Source organism: Saccharopolyspora rosea (genome assembly GCF_025643595.1).
Lineage (GTDB): Bacteria > Actinomycetota > Actinomycetes > Mycobacteriales > Pseudonocardiaceae > Saccharopolyspora > Saccharopolyspora rosea.
Window position 1 is genome coordinate 2,631,135 of the sequence record NZ_CP102826.1, and the last position, 15,169, is coordinate 2,646,303.

Annotated in this window: 10 protein-coding genes and 2 pseudogenes; 6 read left to right on the forward strand and 6 right to left on the reverse strand. The window is 71.1% G+C overall.

Features of this window, described 5'->3' with window-relative positions; all coding sequences use genetic code 11:
• Window positions 1–104 precede the first annotated feature (104 nt).
• From NV263_RS12235 to NV263_RS12260, 6 genes and pseudogenes are all read right to left on the reverse strand, one after another.
• On the reverse strand, window positions 105–944 hold the full coding sequence (locus tag NV263_RS12235) for an SAM-dependent methyltransferase (RefSeq protein WP_263253116.1): 840 nt from the start codon (window positions 942–944) through the stop codon (window positions 105–107).
• A gap of 115 nt (window positions 945–1,059) precedes the next feature.
• Window positions 1,060–1,287 (reverse strand): annotated as a pseudogene (locus NV263_RS12240) (winged helix-turn-helix domain-containing protein); the annotation flags it as partial.
• 66 nt (window positions 1,288–1,353) lie between these two features.
• A complete protein-coding gene (locus tag NV263_RS12245) occupies window positions 1,354–3,543 on the reverse strand; it encodes a heavy metal translocating P-type ATPase (protein WP_263253128.1) in 2,190 nt (729 codons plus the stop codon).
• 5 nt (window positions 3,544–3,548) lie between these two features.
• Window positions 3,549–3,827 (reverse strand): DUF1490 family protein, encoded by a 279-nt coding sequence (locus tag NV263_RS12250; protein WP_263253130.1) that lies wholly within the window; start codon window positions 3,825–3,827, stop codon window positions 3,549–3,551.
• Window positions 3,828–3,921: 94 nt separating this feature from the next.
• Complete coding sequence (locus NV263_RS12255; protein WP_263253132.1) at window positions 3,922–5,094, reverse strand: NAD(P)/FAD-dependent oxidoreductase; 1,173 nt, start codon at window positions 5,092–5,094, stop codon at window positions 3,922–3,924.
• On the reverse strand, window positions 5,091–5,441 hold the full coding sequence (locus NV263_RS12260) for a bifunctional 3-phenylpropionate/cinnamic acid dioxygenase ferredoxin subunit (protein WP_263253134.1): 351 nt from the start codon (window positions 5,439–5,441) through the stop codon (window positions 5,091–5,093). The genes NV263_RS12255 and NV263_RS12260 overlap by 4 nt, the downstream gene beginning before the upstream one ends.
• Before the next feature lie 304 nt (window positions 5,442–5,745).
• Here NV263_RS12260 and NV263_RS12265 point away from each other — a divergent pair, with 304 nt between their 5' ends.
• From NV263_RS12265 to NV263_RS12290, 6 genes and pseudogenes are all read left to right on the forward strand, one after another.
• Window positions 5,746–6,831: an S-(hydroxymethyl)mycothiol dehydrogenase gene (locus tag NV263_RS12265; RefSeq protein ID WP_263253135.1), complete on the forward strand. Its 1,086-nt coding sequence runs from the start codon at window positions 5,746–5,748 to the stop codon at window positions 6,829–6,831.
• Window positions 6,831–7,460, forward strand: coding sequence for an MBL fold metallo-hydrolase (locus tag NV263_RS12270; RefSeq protein ID WP_263253136.1), 630 nt, complete (start codon window positions 6,831–6,833; stop codon window positions 7,458–7,460). The genes NV263_RS12265 and NV263_RS12270 overlap by 1 nt, the downstream gene beginning before the upstream one ends.
• A gap of 367 nt (window positions 7,461–7,827) precedes the next feature.
• Complete coding sequence (locus tag NV263_RS12275) at window positions 7,828–10,239, forward strand: GcvT family protein (protein ID WP_263253138.1); 2,412 nt, start codon at window positions 7,828–7,830, stop codon at window positions 10,237–10,239.
• A gap of 117 nt (window positions 10,240–10,356) precedes the next feature.
• Window positions 10,357–11,499, forward strand: coding sequence for an aromatic ring-hydroxylating oxygenase subunit alpha (locus NV263_RS12280; RefSeq protein ID WP_263253140.1), 1,143 nt, complete (start codon window positions 10,357–10,359; stop codon window positions 11,497–11,499).
• Between the two features lie 23 nt (window positions 11,500–11,522).
• Window positions 11,523–12,802, forward strand: a pseudogene (gene glyA / locus NV263_RS12285) (serine hydroxymethyltransferase).
• Between the two features lie 800 nt (window positions 12,803–13,602).
• Window positions 13,603–15,165: a B12-binding domain-containing radical SAM protein gene (locus NV263_RS12290; protein ID WP_263253142.1), complete on the forward strand. Its 1,563-nt coding sequence runs from the start codon at window positions 13,603–13,605 to the stop codon at window positions 15,163–15,165.
• Window positions 15,166–15,169: the final 4 nt, after the last annotated feature.

Sequence of the window (15,169 nt, forward strand, 5' to 3'; positions counted from 1 at the left end):
GCAGCGGGTGCGGGGCGCGCCCGTCGGCGGGAACCGCGTCGGCCGCGGGCGCCGCGGTGCGCGTACCGCCGCGGACCCCGCGGCCGAGTGTCCACAGTGGTGCGTCAGGGTTTCCTGCCGACGCCGCCGATGTGCATCGCGTGCGTGGAGTTGTCGGGGTCGGGCAGGTCCGGACCCGGACGCCATTCGCTGTTCGGCACGAGACCGGGGGCGACCAGCTCCAGACCGTCGAAGTAGCGGATCTGCTCGTCCCACGTGCGGAAGCAGCGGGAGCCCAGGCCCGACTCGGCGAACACGCGGTTCAGTTCGCGGGCCCGGGATTCACCGGTGTCGCACGTGTTCGACACGAGCAGGTAGCCGCCGGAGGGGATCCGCTCGCGGATCGCGGCCGCGATCCCCTCGGGGTCCTCCTCGTCCTCCAGGTGCATGAGGATTCCGCCCAGCAGCACGGCGAACGGTTCGTCGGCGTCGATGAGCCGCCGGGTCTCCGGGTGGTCGAAGATCACGTCCGGTTCGCGCAGGTCTGCCTTGATCACCGTGGTGCTCGCGTCGGTGGCCAGCAGCGCCCGCCCGTGGGCGAGCACGATGGGGTCGTTGTCGACGTAGACCACGCGGACACCGGGGTCGATGGCCTGGGCGATCTCGTGCACGTTGCCCGCCGTCGGCAGGCCGGAACCGATGTCGACGATCTGCCGGATCCCGGCCTCCGCCACGAGGTAGCGCACGGCCTGCCGGATGAAGTAGCGGTTCGCCACCGCCAGCAGCGGCATCTCCGGGACCACTTCGGTCATGGCGTGCACCGCCGCGCGGTCCACCGCGTAGTTGTCCTTGCCGCCCAGGCAGAAGTCGTAGAGCCGGGCGATGGACACCTCGTCGGTGTTGACGTCGGGCGGCACGTCGTGCTCGGTCTCGAACCGCTTCCAGGGGCCGGCCGACTCGGTCATCCCACATCCGTTCGTCGTCGTAGGTGTCACCGGGCGCGAGCTTATCAACTCGAACGGTGACATGTTTCGCCCGGATGGACCGCGGACGCCGGTTTTCGCGACGGGGCAACGCGTTTCAGGGCTGGAAGCGGTAACCCATGCCGGGTTCGGTGAGCAGGTGGCGCGGGCGTTCGGGCGTGGCTTCCAGCTTGCGGCGCAGCTGGGCCATGTACTGCCGGAGGTAGTGGGTTTCGCCGAGGTAGCCCGGCCCCCAGACCTCGGTGAGCAGTTGCCGCTGGGTGATCAGCTTGCCCGGGTTGTGCAGCAGGACCTCCAGCAGCCGCCATTCGGTGGGGGTGAGGTGCGGCTGCCGCGGCTCCGGGAAGTGAAAGCCGTCGCGGTCGCGCCGAGCCGGTTCTTGACGGAATCGCTACGCGCCCGGCCGGGACCCTGACGCGGTGCGGACGTCGTGGCCCGCCCGGTCCGGTCGCGCGAGCCGGTAGCGGATCAGCCGGGAGCTGTTGGCCACGACCGCCAGCGAGGACGCGTTGTGCAGCACCGCGGCCAGCACGGGGGAGAGCGCTCCGGCGGCGGACAGGGCGAGCCCGGCGGCGTTGACCGTGATCGACAGCGCGTAGTTCTGCCGGATCAGTCCGATCGCGTGGCGGCCCAGGTCCCGCAGGTCGAGGACGCGGAGCAGGTCGTTGGCGGCCAGCGCCACGTCGGCGGTCTCCACGGCGACGTCGGTGCCGCCGACGCCCATGGCGATGCCGATGTCGGCGAGAGCCAGCGCGGGCGCGTCGTTGGTGCCGTCGCCGAGCATCGCGACCCGGTGGCCCTCGCGTTGCAGCTCGCGCACCACGTCCTGCTTGTCCTCGGGCAGGACCTGGGCGCGCCAGTCGCAGATGCCGAGCTCGTCTGCGATGACCGCGGCCACGTCGGGGTGGTCCCCGGTGAGCATGACGACGCGGGTGCCGTCCGCGCGCAGCGGGTCGAGCACGGCTCGGGCGTCGGCCCGCAGCGTGTCGGACAGGCTGATCAGGCCGACGAGCTGCCCGTCCACCGCGAGCAGCACCGGAGTTTCGGCCGCTCGGTGCAGGCGACGCACCCACGCGTGGGCCTGCCGGGAGATCCGGACCCGCTGCCGGCGCAGGAACTCCCGCGAACCGAGCAGCAGGGTGCGCCCGTCGCTGTGCACCCGCATGCCCTGGCCGAGCAGCGCCTCGCACTCCTCGTGCGGCGGGATCGCGATGTGCCGCTGCTCGGTGGACCGGATCACCGCCTGCGCCAACGGGTGCCGGGAGTGGATCTCGGAGCTGGCGGCGTGGGCGAGCACCTGCTCGGGCGTCCAGGCGTCGTCGAAGGACACGACGTTGGTCACCACCGGCCGTCCGTCGGTGAGCGTGCCGGTCTTGTCCACCACGACCGTGTCGACGAGACCGGCGGCCTCCAGGTGCGAGCCGCCCTTGATGAGGATCCCGCGCCGGGCGCCGTTGCCGATCGCCGCGGAGATCGCGGTCGGGGTCGCCAGGCCCACCGCGCACGGGCAGGCCACCAGCAGCATGGTCATCGCCCGGCGCAGGTCGCGGGTGAGGACCAGAGTCAGCGCGGACAGCGCGAACGAGGCGGGCACGAAGCGCCGGGAGAACGCCTCGCCGACGGTCTGGATGGGTGCGCGGTCGCTCTGCGCCTGCTCGACGCGGCGCAGGATGCGGCCGATCGCGGTGTCGCGGCCCACCGCCTCCGCGCGCACCACCACGCGTCCGCGCAGCACCACCGAACCCGCGTGCAGCCAGCGGCCCTCGGCAACGGCCACCGGCAGCGTCTCGCCGGTGATCGCGGACTGGTCCACGACCGCCTCCCCGGCCACCACGGTCCCGTCGACGGGCAGCACGACGTGGTCGTGGACGACGACCTCGTCGCCGGGACCGACGTCGTCGATGTCGACCTGGACCTCCGTGCCGTCACCGAGTCGGCACCACGTGCGGGTCTCGGTGCCGGACAGCAGTTCGGAGATCGCCCGGCGGCTGCGGCGCAGCGTCAGGTCCTGCAGGTACTCGCCGATGTTGAGCAGCCACAGCACGGTCAGCGCGACCACGTTCTCCCGCAGCACCAGGCTCGCGATCGTGGCGACCGACACGAGCGCGTCGGTGCCGCCGGGACGGCGGCCGAACAGCGCGGACACCGCGCCGCGCAGGAACGGGTACCCGGTGAAGATCGTCGCCGCGGTCGCGACCGCGCGCCCCGCCGGGCCGAGCAGCCGGGGCCTGCCGAGCACGTGGCGCCGACCGCCGAGCAGGAGCAGCGCGACCGCACCGGCGACCATCCGCAGCAGGTCGGCGGCGCGGACCTCGGCCGACCGCGGGGCCCGGGTGGCCGGTTCGGCTGCGGCGCGCGCGGCCCGGTCGATCGCGTCGAGCACCGCGCCGCGGTGGCAGACCGCGGGGTCGAACCACACCACGATCGAACCGGTCCGCGGGTAGGCGTGCGCCTGCCGCACGCCGTGCACCCAGTCCAGGGCGTCCTCCACCAGCACGGCGCGGTCGACGTCACCGACCAGCCACGGCGCCGCGAACCGGACCCGCCCGGCGGCGTCGGAGAGGACGCGCAGCTCGGTCATGGCGGTCAGTGCTCGTGGCCGTGCTCGGTGGTGCCGGGCGGCGGCGTCTGCTCACCGATCCGTTCGCGGGCCTCGCTGACGACGTCCGCCAGGGTCAACCGGGCCTGCTCGGTGCCGGTCTCGGCCGCGCGGATCCCGCGCAGTCCCCAGGCGGTCACCGCGACCGCTCCCCGCCGCGCGCCACCGCTGCGGACGAACCGCTTGATGCCGTCATAAGCGACCGCACCGGCCAACCCGGTGCCGACCACACCGGCGACCCGACCGACAACCGCTCCCAGGACCACGGCGACCTCCGCAGGCTCGCGGCGCCGGAACCGGCGCCACGCCCGGAATACCCCGGAGCGCCCGCCGTGTCACCCGGCGCCGCGGCGGGTGCGGTCAGGCCGGCCGGGGGCCGGACAGCTGGCGGCGGGCCCGGCCGAACCCGCGCGGCTGGTTGAACGCGACCACGCCGACCACCTGGCCGTCGCGCTCGTAACGGGCCAGGAAGCAGCGCTCGGCCACCGAGCCGTCGACGACGTGCAGCTCGTCGTCGGGGCGGGCGGTACCGGCGAACTGGATGCGCACGCCGTACTGGTCGGACCAGAAGTACGGCACGTCCGCGTGGTGCTCGACGGTGGCACCGGCCAGCAGGTTGCGGACCGCCGCGCGCGGCTGGTTCGACGCCGTCGTCCAGTGCTCGGTGCGCACCCAGCGGTCGGCGGCCGGCTGGTGCACGCGCGCGACGTCCCCGGCGGCCACCACGTTGGACAGCGCGGTGACCCCTCCGGCGTCGCAGACCACGCCGTCGCGCAGGTCCACTCCGGAATCCGCCAGCCAGTCGGTGTTCGGGCGCACGCCGATCCCGACGACCACGACGTCGGCGGGGACGTCCTCGCCGGTGCCGAGCCGGACACCGACGACCCGGTGGCCGTCGGTGCGGATCCCGTCGACGCCCACGCCGAAGCGCAGCCGCACGCCGTTGCCGCGGTGCAGGTCGGCGCAGGCCCGGGAGACGGTCGGTCCCAGTCCGGGCACCGGCAGCTCCGCCGCCTCCACCACGGTCACGTCCAGGCCGAGGTCCACGCAGGAGGAGGCGATCTCGGCGCCGATGAACCCGGCTCCCACGACCACCACGCGGGGATCCCCGGTGGTCAGCTCCTCGCGCAGCGCCTCCGCGTCGTCCAGGGTGCGCAGGGTGTGCACCCCCGCGACGCCCTCCGCCCCGGGCAGCGTCCTGGGGGTGGCGCCGGTGGCGATGACGACCCCGTCGGTGTCGATCCGCGAGCCGGAGCGCAGTTCGACGCAGCCGGTCCCGGGGTGCAGCCGCGCCGCCGGGTCGCCGAGCACCCATTCGGCGGCCAGCTCGTCGAAGTCCTCCTGCTCGGCGAGGGCGAGTTCCTCCCGCTCCACCTTGCCGAGCAGGAACCCCTTGGACAGCGGCGGCCGGTCGTAGGGCTGGTGGGATTCGGCTCCGACGAGCACCAGGCGCCCGTCGAAGCCCTGCGCGCGCAGCTGCCGGGCCGCGGAGAACCCGGCCAGCGAGGTCCCGACGACGGTGACCGTCCTCATGCGACGCCCTCCTGACCCAACGCGACTTCCTGCTCCGCTTCGTGCCGGGGAGTCGCGTGCACGTAGACGATGCCGTTGTCGACGGTCACCGGGTGGGTGCGCACCGGCCGTTTGGCGGGCAGGCAGGTGGGCATGCCCGTGCGGAGGTCGAAGAACGCGGCGTGCAGCGGGCACTCCACGTAGCAGCCCTCGACGAACCCGTCGGACAGCGAGGCGTCCTGGTGGGTGCACGTGTCGTCCACCGCGTAGAACTCACCGTCGGCGTTGAACACGGCGATCGGGACATCGGCAACGAACCGGGTGGACTCGCCGGGGGGAAGCTCGTCGGCGCGGCAGACCGGGAACATCGGCTCCTCCTGTTGCGGATAACAGAACAGGTATTGCAATGCGCAACGGAACCACGTGGACCGGCTGATCGTCAAGAGGTTGATTAGCCAATGTTTTCCCTGCTGTAACAAGGAAAGTGGTGCCCAGATCGGCGCTGGAAGCTACCGCCCGGTAAATCCTCGGCGTCCTCTTGACAGCATCCGATCCCGCGATCCATCGTGTCTCGCATCAAGCAACGCGGTGTGCATTGCGCAACTCATCGGGGTGGCGGGCGCACCGCTGTCGTTGCGACATCCGACCAGCGCTCGAAGAGGAGATCCTCCTGTGCCTGAACAGGTCCGCGGTGTGGTGGCGCGCAAGATGGGCGCGCCGGTGGAGGTGGTCGACATCGTGGTCCCGGACCCGGGACCGGGCGAGGCCGTGGTGCAGGTGCGCGCCTGCGGCGTGTGCCACACCGACCTGCACTACCGGGAAGGCGGGATCAACGACGAGTTCCCGTTCCTGCTGGGCCACGAGGCCGCCGGGGGCGTCGCCGCCGTCGGCGAGGGCGTCACCGACCTCGCCGAGGGGGACTTCGTCGTGCTGAACTGGCGCGCCGTGTGCGGGCGCTGCCGGGCGTGCCGCCGGGGCCGCCCGCAGTACTGCTTCGACACCCGCAACGCCACCCAGCCGATGCGGCTCACCGACGGCACGCCGCTGTCGCCCGCGCTGGGCATCGGCGCGTTCGCGGAGCGGACGCTGGTGGCCGCCGGGCAGTGCACCAAGGTGAGCCCGGACGTCGAACCCGAGGTCGCCGGACTGCTCGGCTGCGGCGTGATGGCCGGGATGGGAGCGGCGATGAACACCGCACCGGTCCGCCGCGGCGACACCGTGGCCGTGATCGGCTGCGGCGGGGTCGGCTGCGCAGCCATCGGCGGAGCCGAACTGGCCGGGGCGCGGCGGATCATCGCCGTGGACATCGACCCGGCCAAACTCCGCGCGTCGGAGCGGTTCGGCGCCACCGACCTGGTCGACGCCCGCAACGCCGACCCGGTGACCGCGATCCGCTCGCTCACCGGCGGATTCGGCGCCGACGTGGTGATCGACGCGGTCGGCCGCCCGGAGACGTTCCGACAGGCCTTCTACGCGCGCGACCTCGCGGGCACCGTCGTGCTGGTCGGCGTGCCCACCCCGGACATGGAGCTGGAACTGCCGCTGATCGACGTCTTCTCCCGCGGCGGCGCGGTCAAGTCCTCCTGGTACGGCGACTGCCTGCCCGAACGGGACTTCCCCGAACTCGTCGACCTGCACCGGCAGGGGCGCATCGACCTCGCCGAGTTCGTCACCGAACGGATCCGGCTGGACGAGGTCGAGGCGGCCTTCGACAAGATGCACCGCGGCGAGGTGCTGCGCTCGGTGGTGGTGCTGTGATGACCGCGCGCGTGGACCTGGTGCGCACCTCCGGGGTGTTCGCCCTGGACGGCGGCGAGTTCGAGGTGGACAACAACGTCTGGCTGATCGGCGACGACGCCCGCGTGCTGGTCGTCGACCCCGCCCACGAGATCGCGCCGGTGCTGGAGGCGGTCGACGGCCGCGACGTCGTCGCGATCGTGTGCACCCACGGGCACAACGACCACATCAACGGGGCCGTCGAGCTTGCGGACAAGGTGGGCGCCCCGGTGCTGCTGCACCCCCAGGACCGCCCGCTGTGGGACGCGGTGCACGGCGACCGCGAACCCGACGGCACGCTGTCCGACGGCGAGGTCCTCACCGTCGGCGGCGTGGACCTCCACGTGCTGCACACCCCCGGGCACACCTGGGGCAGCGTGTGCCTGCACGCGGCCGCCGAGGGCCTGCTGTTCTCCGGCGACACGCTGTTCTCCGGCGGACCCGGTGCCACCGGCAGGTCCTTCAGCGACTTCCCGACGATCATCCGGTCGATCTCGGACCGACTGCTGACCCTGGACCCCGCCACCACCGTCCACACCGGACACGGTCCGTCCACGACCATCGGGGCCGAGGTGCCGCACCTACAAGACTGGATCACCCGCGGCCACTGAAAGATCTGTTGTTGGACTCGTTTTGGGTGGCGGTGCCGGGAGCGGAACCTCAGCGGCCCGCCCGTCACCCGACCACCACCCCCCAACGAGGCGCTGCGCGCCACAGCCACACCGGCTCCGGGAGCCCCTCCTGATGTATGCCCAATACACGGCGGAGGGGCTGTCCTCGCGAGACGACCGCTGAGAACCCGCGGCGGTGCAAGTGGCGAGACCGCTCGCCGAAAGAGAAAGCGGCTGACGCCGCTTACCGAAAAGCCCGTTCAAGGTAGGCACTCACTGGCCCAGCACTGAAAGCTCCCACTCCGTTCCCGTTCCACATCGTCTGAGAGGACGAACTCCGGTGTCCCCTTCCGCCCCACCTCCCCGAGTGGTCATCATCGGAGCCGGCATCGTGGGCTGCTCGCTCGCCGACGAGCTCACCGAGCGCGGCTGGACCGACGTCACGGTCGTCGAGCAGGGACCGCTGTTCGCCACCGGCGGTTCGAGCTCGCACGCGCCGGGCCTGGTGTTCCGGACCAACGCGTCCAAGACCATGACCGAGTTCGCCGAGTACACGGTCCGCAAGTTCCGGGGGCTGGAACTGGACGGGCTGCCGTGCTTCCTGCCCGTCGGCGGCCTCGAACTCGCCACCACCCCGCAGCGGTGGCACGACCTCCAGCGCAAGCACGGGCTGGCCTCCTCGTGGGGCGTCCGCTCGCACCTGCTCAGCCCCGAGGAGTGCACCGCCCTGTGGCCGTCCGTCGACCGCGAGCGCGTGCTCGGCGGGTTCCACACCCCGGACGACGGCCTGGCCAAGGCGCTGCGGGCCTGCGAGGCGCAGGCCCGGCGCGCCATCGCCCGCGGCGCCCGGTTCCTCGCCCACCACACCGTGGTGGGCGTCGAGGAGAGCGGCGGCCGGGTGCGCGGCGTGGTGACCGACCACGGGACCTTCCCGGCCGACGTGGTCGTCTCCGCCGCCGGGCTGTGGGGCCCGCGGATCGGCCGGATGGTCGGCCTGGAACTGCCGATGCTGCCGATGGCCCACCAGTACGCGAAGACCACGCCGCTGGCCGACTTCGACGCGACGCCGGAGGTGCGCCGGCCCATCCTGCGCCACCAGGACGCCGACCTGTACTTCCGGGAGCACGGCGACCGGTTGGGCATCGGCTCCTACCGGCACCGGCCGATGCCCGTCGACCTCGACGAGGTGCTCGCCCCGGGCGAGGCCCCGGTCATGCCGTCGATGCTGGAGTTCACCCAGGAGGACTTCGAGGAGTCGTGGCAGGACGCCCGGGACCTGCTGCCCGCGCTGGGCGACACCAAGGTCGACGAGGGGTTCAACGGGATCATGTCGTTCACCCCGGACGGCATGCCGCTGCTCGGGGAATCCCACGAGGTCGCCGGGTTCTTCTCGGCCGAGGCCGTGTGGGTCACGCACTCCGCGGGCGTGGCCCGGGCGGTGGCCGAATGGCTCGTCGACGGCGCCCCGTCGACCGACGTGCACGAGTGCGACCTGCACCGCTTCGAAGACGTCCAGCGCGACCCCGACTTCGTCTTCCAGCGCTCCTGCCGGGCGTTCGTCGAGGTCTACGACGTGCTGCACCCGTTGCAGCCCGCCGGCGAACCCCGGGGCGTGCGCACCAGCCCGTTCCACCCGCGGCAGCGCGAGCTCGGCGCGTTCTTCCTGGAGTCCGGCGGCTGGGAGCGGCCGCACTGGTACGAGGCCAACGCCGGACTCGCCGAGGGCCTCGACCTGCCCGAACGCGGCGAGTGGGCGTCCCGGTTCTGGTCGCCCATCGCCGCAGCCGAGGCCCGGGCGACGCGCGAACGCGTGGCGATGTACGACATGACACCGCTGAAGCGGCTGGAGGTCTCCGGACCGGGAGCGGCAGCGTTCCTGCAACGGATGACCACCGGGAACGTCAACCGCAAACCCGGCGCGGTCACCTACACCCTGCTGCTGGACGACAACGGCGGGGTCCGCAGCGACGTGACCGTGGCGCGGCTGTCCGAGCAGCACTTCCAGCTCGGTGTCAACGGCACCGTCGACCTCGTCTGGCTGCGGCGCCACGCGCCGGACGACGTGCACGTCCGCGACATCACCGCCGGCACCTGCTGCGTCGGCGTCTGGGGGCCGCTGGCCCGCGACCTGGTGCAGCCGCTGAGCCGCGACGACTTCTCGCACGAGGGCTTCGGGTTCTTCCGGGTGCGCCGGGCCCGCGTGGCCGGTGTGCCGGTCACCGCGATGCGGGTGTCCTACGTCGGCGAACTCGGCTGGGAGATCTACGCCGACGCCGACGTCGGCCTCAGGCTGTGGGACTCGCTGTGGGAGGCCGGTCAGGACCTCGGCGTCGTCGCGGCCGGGCGCAGCGCCTTCAACAGCCTCCGGCTGGAGAAGGGCTACCGGGCGTGGGGCGCGGACATGACCGCCGAGCACACCCCGTACGAGGCGGGCGTCGGGTTCGCCGTCCGCATGGACAAGGGCGATTTCCTGGGCAGGGCGGCGCTCGCCGCGCTGCCGGAGGAGCCGGAGCGGCGTCTGGTCCCGCTGCTGATGGACCACCGCGAGCACGTGGTGATGGGCAGCGAGCCGGTCCACGTCGACGGGGCCGTCGCCGGGTACGTCACCAGCGCGGCCTACGGCTACACGCTGGACCGCTCGATCGCCTACGCCTGGTTGCCCGCCGAGGCGGCGGTGCCCGGAACCCGCGTGGCGGTGGAGTACTTCGCCGAGAAGCTCCCGGCGACCGTCGCCCAGGAGCCGCTGTTCGACCCCGACATGTCCCGAATCCGCCGCTGAACTCCTGCCTTCCACCCGGCGGTGCCCCCGGTGGAGCGATGAGTGCGTCCGCCACCGGCACCGCCGCGCACGACGAGTCCGACGACCGGCCCGAGATCACCAGTGAGGTGCGCGACCATGACCGCAACGGAGCTGCCCGCCAGCCTGATGGCGACCCTGCCCGGCCAGCACTACACCGACCCCGCGATCTTCGCCCTGGAGCAGTCGCGGATCTTCGAGTCGATGTGGTTCTGCGCCGTGCGCTGCGACGACCTGGACAAGCCCGGCGCGTTCCAGACCGTCCAGATCGGACGGGAGAGCGTGCTCGTCGCCCGCGACCGCGGCGGCAGGCTGAACGCCTTCCTCAACGTCTGCCGGCACCGCGGTGCCCGGCTGTGCACCGAGGAGCAGGGCGAGGTCAAGCGCTCGCTCCAGTGCCCCTACCACGCCTGGACCTACGGCCTGGACGGCAAGCTGATCGCCGCGCCCAACCTGCAGGGCATGCCCGACGTGGACCGCTCGGAGTACGGCCTGCACCGGCTGCACCTGCGCGAGTGGCTCGGCTACGCCTGGGTGTGCCTGGCCGACGAACCACCGTCCTTCGAGGACACCGTGATCGCCGACGTCTCCGCGCGGCTCGGCGACGAGGGGGAGATCGACGCCTACGACGTCGCCTCGCTGAAGCTGGGCAAGCGGATCCGCTACGACGTCAAGGCGAACTGGAAGCAGATCATCGAGAACTTCATGGAGTGCTACCACTGCGCGACCATCCACCCGGAGCTGACCGAGGTGCTGCCGGAGTTCGCCGACGGCTTCGCCGCGCAGTACTACGTCGGCCACGGCGCGGAGTTCGGCTCCGACGTGCAGGGGTTCACAGTGGACGGGAGCGAGGGCGTGCAGCGCATCCCGGGCGTCGGCGAGCACCAGGACCGCCGGTACTACGCCATCACCGTGCGGCCGCAGGTGTTCGTCAACCTGGTGCCCGACCACGTGATCCTGCACCGGATGTTCCCGCTCACGCCGGAGCGGACGCTCGTCGACTGCGACTGGCTGTACCTGCCCGAGGTCGTGGAATCCGGACAGGACCTGTCCCGCTCCGTCGAGCTGTTCCACCGGGTCAACCAGCAGGACTTCGACGCCTGCGAGCGCTGCCAGCTGGCCATGGGATCCCGCTCCTACGCCAACGGCGGGGTGCTGGTGCCCAGCGAGCACCACATCGGTGCCTTCCACGAGTGGGTGCGCGAGCGGATCGAGTCCACTTCGGACGGAGCGGCGCGGTGACGACGGCGGTAGGAGGGAAGGCGATGACGGGCGGCGACCTGTTCAACGATGAGTTGGCTGTGGTGGATGCGGAGGTGGCGGCGGCGGTGGGCGCCGAGCTCGGCCGCCAGCAGTCGACGTTGGAGATGATCGCGTCGGAGAACTTCGCGCCGCAGGCGGTGTTGCAGGCGCAGGGGTCGGTTCTGACGAACAAGTACGCCGAGGGGTATCCGGGCAAGCGCTACTACGGTGGTTGCGAGCACGTGGATGTGGTGGAGCGGTTGGCGATCCAGCGGGTCAAGGACCTGTTCGGGGCGTCGTTCGCGAACGTGCAGCCGCATTCGGGTGCGCAGGCCAACGCGGCGGCGATGTTCGCGTTGCTCAAGCCGGGTGACACGATCATGGGGCTGGATCTGGCCCATGGTGGGCACCTCACGCACGGGATGCGGATCAACTTCTCCGGCAAGCTGTACAACGTGGTGCCCTACCACGTGCGCGATGACGACCACCGGGTGGACATGGACGAGGTCGCCCGGCTGGCCCGTGAGCACCGGCCCAGGATGATCATCGCCGGGTGGTCGGCCTACCCGCGGCAGCTGGACTTCGCCCGGTTCCGCGAGATCGCCGACGAGGTCGGGGCGTATCTGATGGTGGACATGGCGCACTTCGCCGGGCTGGTGGCCGCCGGGCTGCACCCGAACCCGGTGCCGCACGCCCACGTGGTCACCACCACCACCCACAAGACCCTGGGCGGGCCGCGGGGCGGGGTGATCCTGTCCGGTGATGAGGAGTTCGCCAAGAAGTTCAACTCCGCGGTGTTCCCCGGCCAGCAGGGCGGGCCGCTGGAGCACGTGATCGCGGGCAAGGCGGTGGCGTTCAAGATCGCCGCTTCCCCGAGTTCACCGACCGGCAGCGCCGCACCGTCGAGGGCGCCCGGATCCTGGCCGACCGGCTGTCGGCCGATGACGCCCGCGCCGCCGGGGTGCGGCTGGTCTCCGGCGGCACCGACGTGCACCTGGTGCTGGTCGACCTGCGCGACTCGCGGTTGGACGGCCGGCAGGCCGAGGACCGGCTGCACGAGATCGGCATCACCGTCAACCGCAACGCCGTGCCCAACGACCCCCGGCCGCCGATGGTGACCTCCGGCCTGCGCATCGGCACCCCCGCCCTGGCCACCCGCGGCTTCGGCGCGGGCGAATTCACCGAGGTCGCCGACATCATCGCCGAAGCCCTCAAACCCGACTACGACGACACCACCGCGACCAAGCTGCGTGGCCGCGTGGAAACACTGGCCACCAACTTCCCCCTCTACCCCAACCTCTGAACACGCACCGACAACGCCCAACAGCACCGTCGTGCCCCGCTGATCCGTTCGCCGGCGCCGCATCCGCGGCGTCGGTGACGGTCTTTTCGGCCCCTGGGCTGAATCGTTTTCCCTTCCCCGCGAGGAAAGCGCGTGCCGCCACGCGTACCGCGGGGTTCGATGCGTCCGGTCGACGTCTCGGAAACGTCGACCGGACGCGTTTTTTCGCGCTGTTTCCGCCTGCGTAGCAATTCCCGGCGCTGCTCGGCAATCGGTCGGACGTGGTGTTCTCGCCCTGCTGGGCCGCGAGGGCTTCACCGTGCGGGGGTTCAGACCAGGCCCGAGTGGTCCGACTGCCGCAAAACAGTGGCAACAACTTCGGGAATTCGCCAGGAGCAGTTCGTGCTCTTACATTTCCGCATGGCGGATGGTTAGCCTGTGGATCTGCCGCGCAACGCGGTTCGGCGGCGTCGTCGGACCGGGAAGCATCCGTGCCTCCGCGGAAACCGGGCGCTGTCGGCTGACCCGGAAAGGGAAGGGAGGTAGCTGGAATGGAATCGACGCAGTTCGACCAGGCGGGCACCGTCGAAGACATCTTCGTCGACGAAGCCATCGTCCCGTGACGCAGAACGGTGTGGAGACGCCCACGGGCGTCTCCACGCTCACATCCGGGGAACCCGAGTGCCTGGCATTGAACCTGTCTCCGCAAGGGGCGTGGCAAGCGGCGGAGCCGCTTTTTCCCGGTGAACGGTCCCGCAACCGGCACCGCCACGCGCAACGAGTTCAACGACAGGCTCTGACAACGGAGAAGGTCGCACCTCATGTCCACATCGGTCTGCATCATCCGTGCCCCTTTCCAATACCGGTACAGCGTCCTCAACGTCCAGGAGGAACCCATCATCACGTACCTGACCGGGTACTTCGATTCCGTCGGGTTCCACGACTACGACATCCACGACTTCCACCTGGAACGCGGCACCACGCTCGACGACGTGCTCGCGAAGTCCTACGACCACTACGTCCTCGCGATCCGGGAGACCGGGGAGAACACGCACTACGTCCGCCGGATCGTCCGGCACCTCAGCGGGCGCGACGCGAAGGTCTGGATCTACGGCCAGGTCGCCCGACTGCGCCGGTTCACCGACTGGCCGGACAACGTCGCGCTGGTGGAGCACAGCGAACGGCGGCTGGCGGCCGAGCTGGGACTTCCCGACGACGGCCCGGATTTCGAGTCCGGACTGACCGCCCGGCCCTACATCCAGCGGCTCCGGCTCGACGACTACCAGGTCCGGCGCGCCCGCGGCACGTTGGAGACCACCCGCGGCTGCCACTTCGGCTGCACCTTCTGCTTCATCAACCAGGGCAAGAACTACGACAAGCGGTGGCAGGTCCGGCCGAACGAGGCGATCCTCGCCGACCTGCGGGCCTACTGCGACATGGGCATCCGCAACTTCGTCTTCTACGACTCCGAATTCCTCGGCAAGGACGAGTCGTTGTTCCCGGCCAAGGCCGAACTGCTGGAGCGCATCGCGGCGGAACTGCCGAAGATCCGGTTCAAGATCTACGCGCGCGCCGACACGCTGCTCGCCTTCGACCGGTTCGACCTGCTCAAGCGGGCCGGCCTGGTGCAGGTCTTCGTCGGTGCCGAGTCGTTCGCCCAGGCCGACCTCGACGCGCTGAACAAGACCCTGCGCGCCGAGCAGATCGTGTCGGCCGTGCAGCACCTCGAAGCGCGCGACATCTACGCCAACCTCAGCTTCATCGTGTTCAACCGGAACACCTCGACGCAGACCATCCGGACCAACCTCGACGCCGTCGAGGGCCTCGTCCGGGACAAGCCCCGGCTGCTGGGGATCCCGTCGTTCACCTTCTCCTTCGAAAGCGACTGGAAGGGGCGGCGGAAGGTGCGCGAGGGCGTCAGCCGCACGCTGTCGGACAAGACGTACATGATCCACGACCTGCGGCAGAAGGAGCAGCCGATCTCGGAGACGGTGTTCGACGCCAACCTCGAACCCCTGATGGAGATCTACCGGCTGCTGTCCTACGAGTGGTCCAAGAAGCTCGTCAAGCTGAACCTGCACCGCGACCACGCCACCGCGGACGAACGTCCCGCGCTGGACCGGTGGTTCCACGGCCTGACGCCGTTCTGCCTGCGCGTGATGCGGGAATACCTCGACAGGTTCGAGAGCGGCGAGCTGACGCTGGACACGCTGCCGGCGGCCCGCGAGGAGCTGTACCAGAAGATCTTCCGGTACTACTCGGACCTGCCCGCCTCGCACCGCCACCTGGAGACCTACGAGGACCACGCCAGCGCGATGGACTACAGCGGTCAGTCCGCGCGCGTCGAGGACGACGAGTACTGGCTCGACGCCATCCCGGCGTGAGGCG

Excerpts from the sequence above, each read along its gene's own strand:
- NV263_RS12255 (WP_263253132.1), bottom strand. The coding sequence starts at position 5,094 with ATGAGGACGGTCACCGTCGTCGGGACCTCGCTGGCCGGGTTCTCCGCG.
- NV263_RS12270 (WP_263253136.1), top strand. The coding sequence starts at position 6,831 with ATGACCGCGCGCGTGGACCTGGTGCGCACCTCCGGGGTGTTCGCCCTG.
- NV263_RS12235 (WP_263253116.1), bottom strand. The coding sequence starts at position 944 with ATGACCGAGTCGGCCGGCCCCTGGAAGCGGTTCGAGACCGAGCACGAC.
- NV263_RS12280 (WP_263253140.1), top strand. The coding sequence starts at position 10,357 with ATGACCGCAACGGAGCTGCCCGCCAGCCTGATGGCGACCCTGCCCGGC.
- NV263_RS12245 (WP_263253128.1), bottom strand. The coding sequence starts at position 3,543 with ATGACCGAGCTGCGCGTCCTCTCCGACGCCGCCGGGCGGGTCCGGTTC.
- NV263_RS12290 (WP_263253142.1), top strand. The coding sequence starts at position 13,603 with ATGTCCACATCGGTCTGCATCATCCGTGCCCCTTTCCAATACCGGTAC.
- NV263_RS12260 (WP_263253134.1), bottom strand. The coding sequence starts at position 5,441 with ATGTTCCCGGTCTGCCGCGCCGACGAGCTTCCCCCCGGCGAGTCCACC.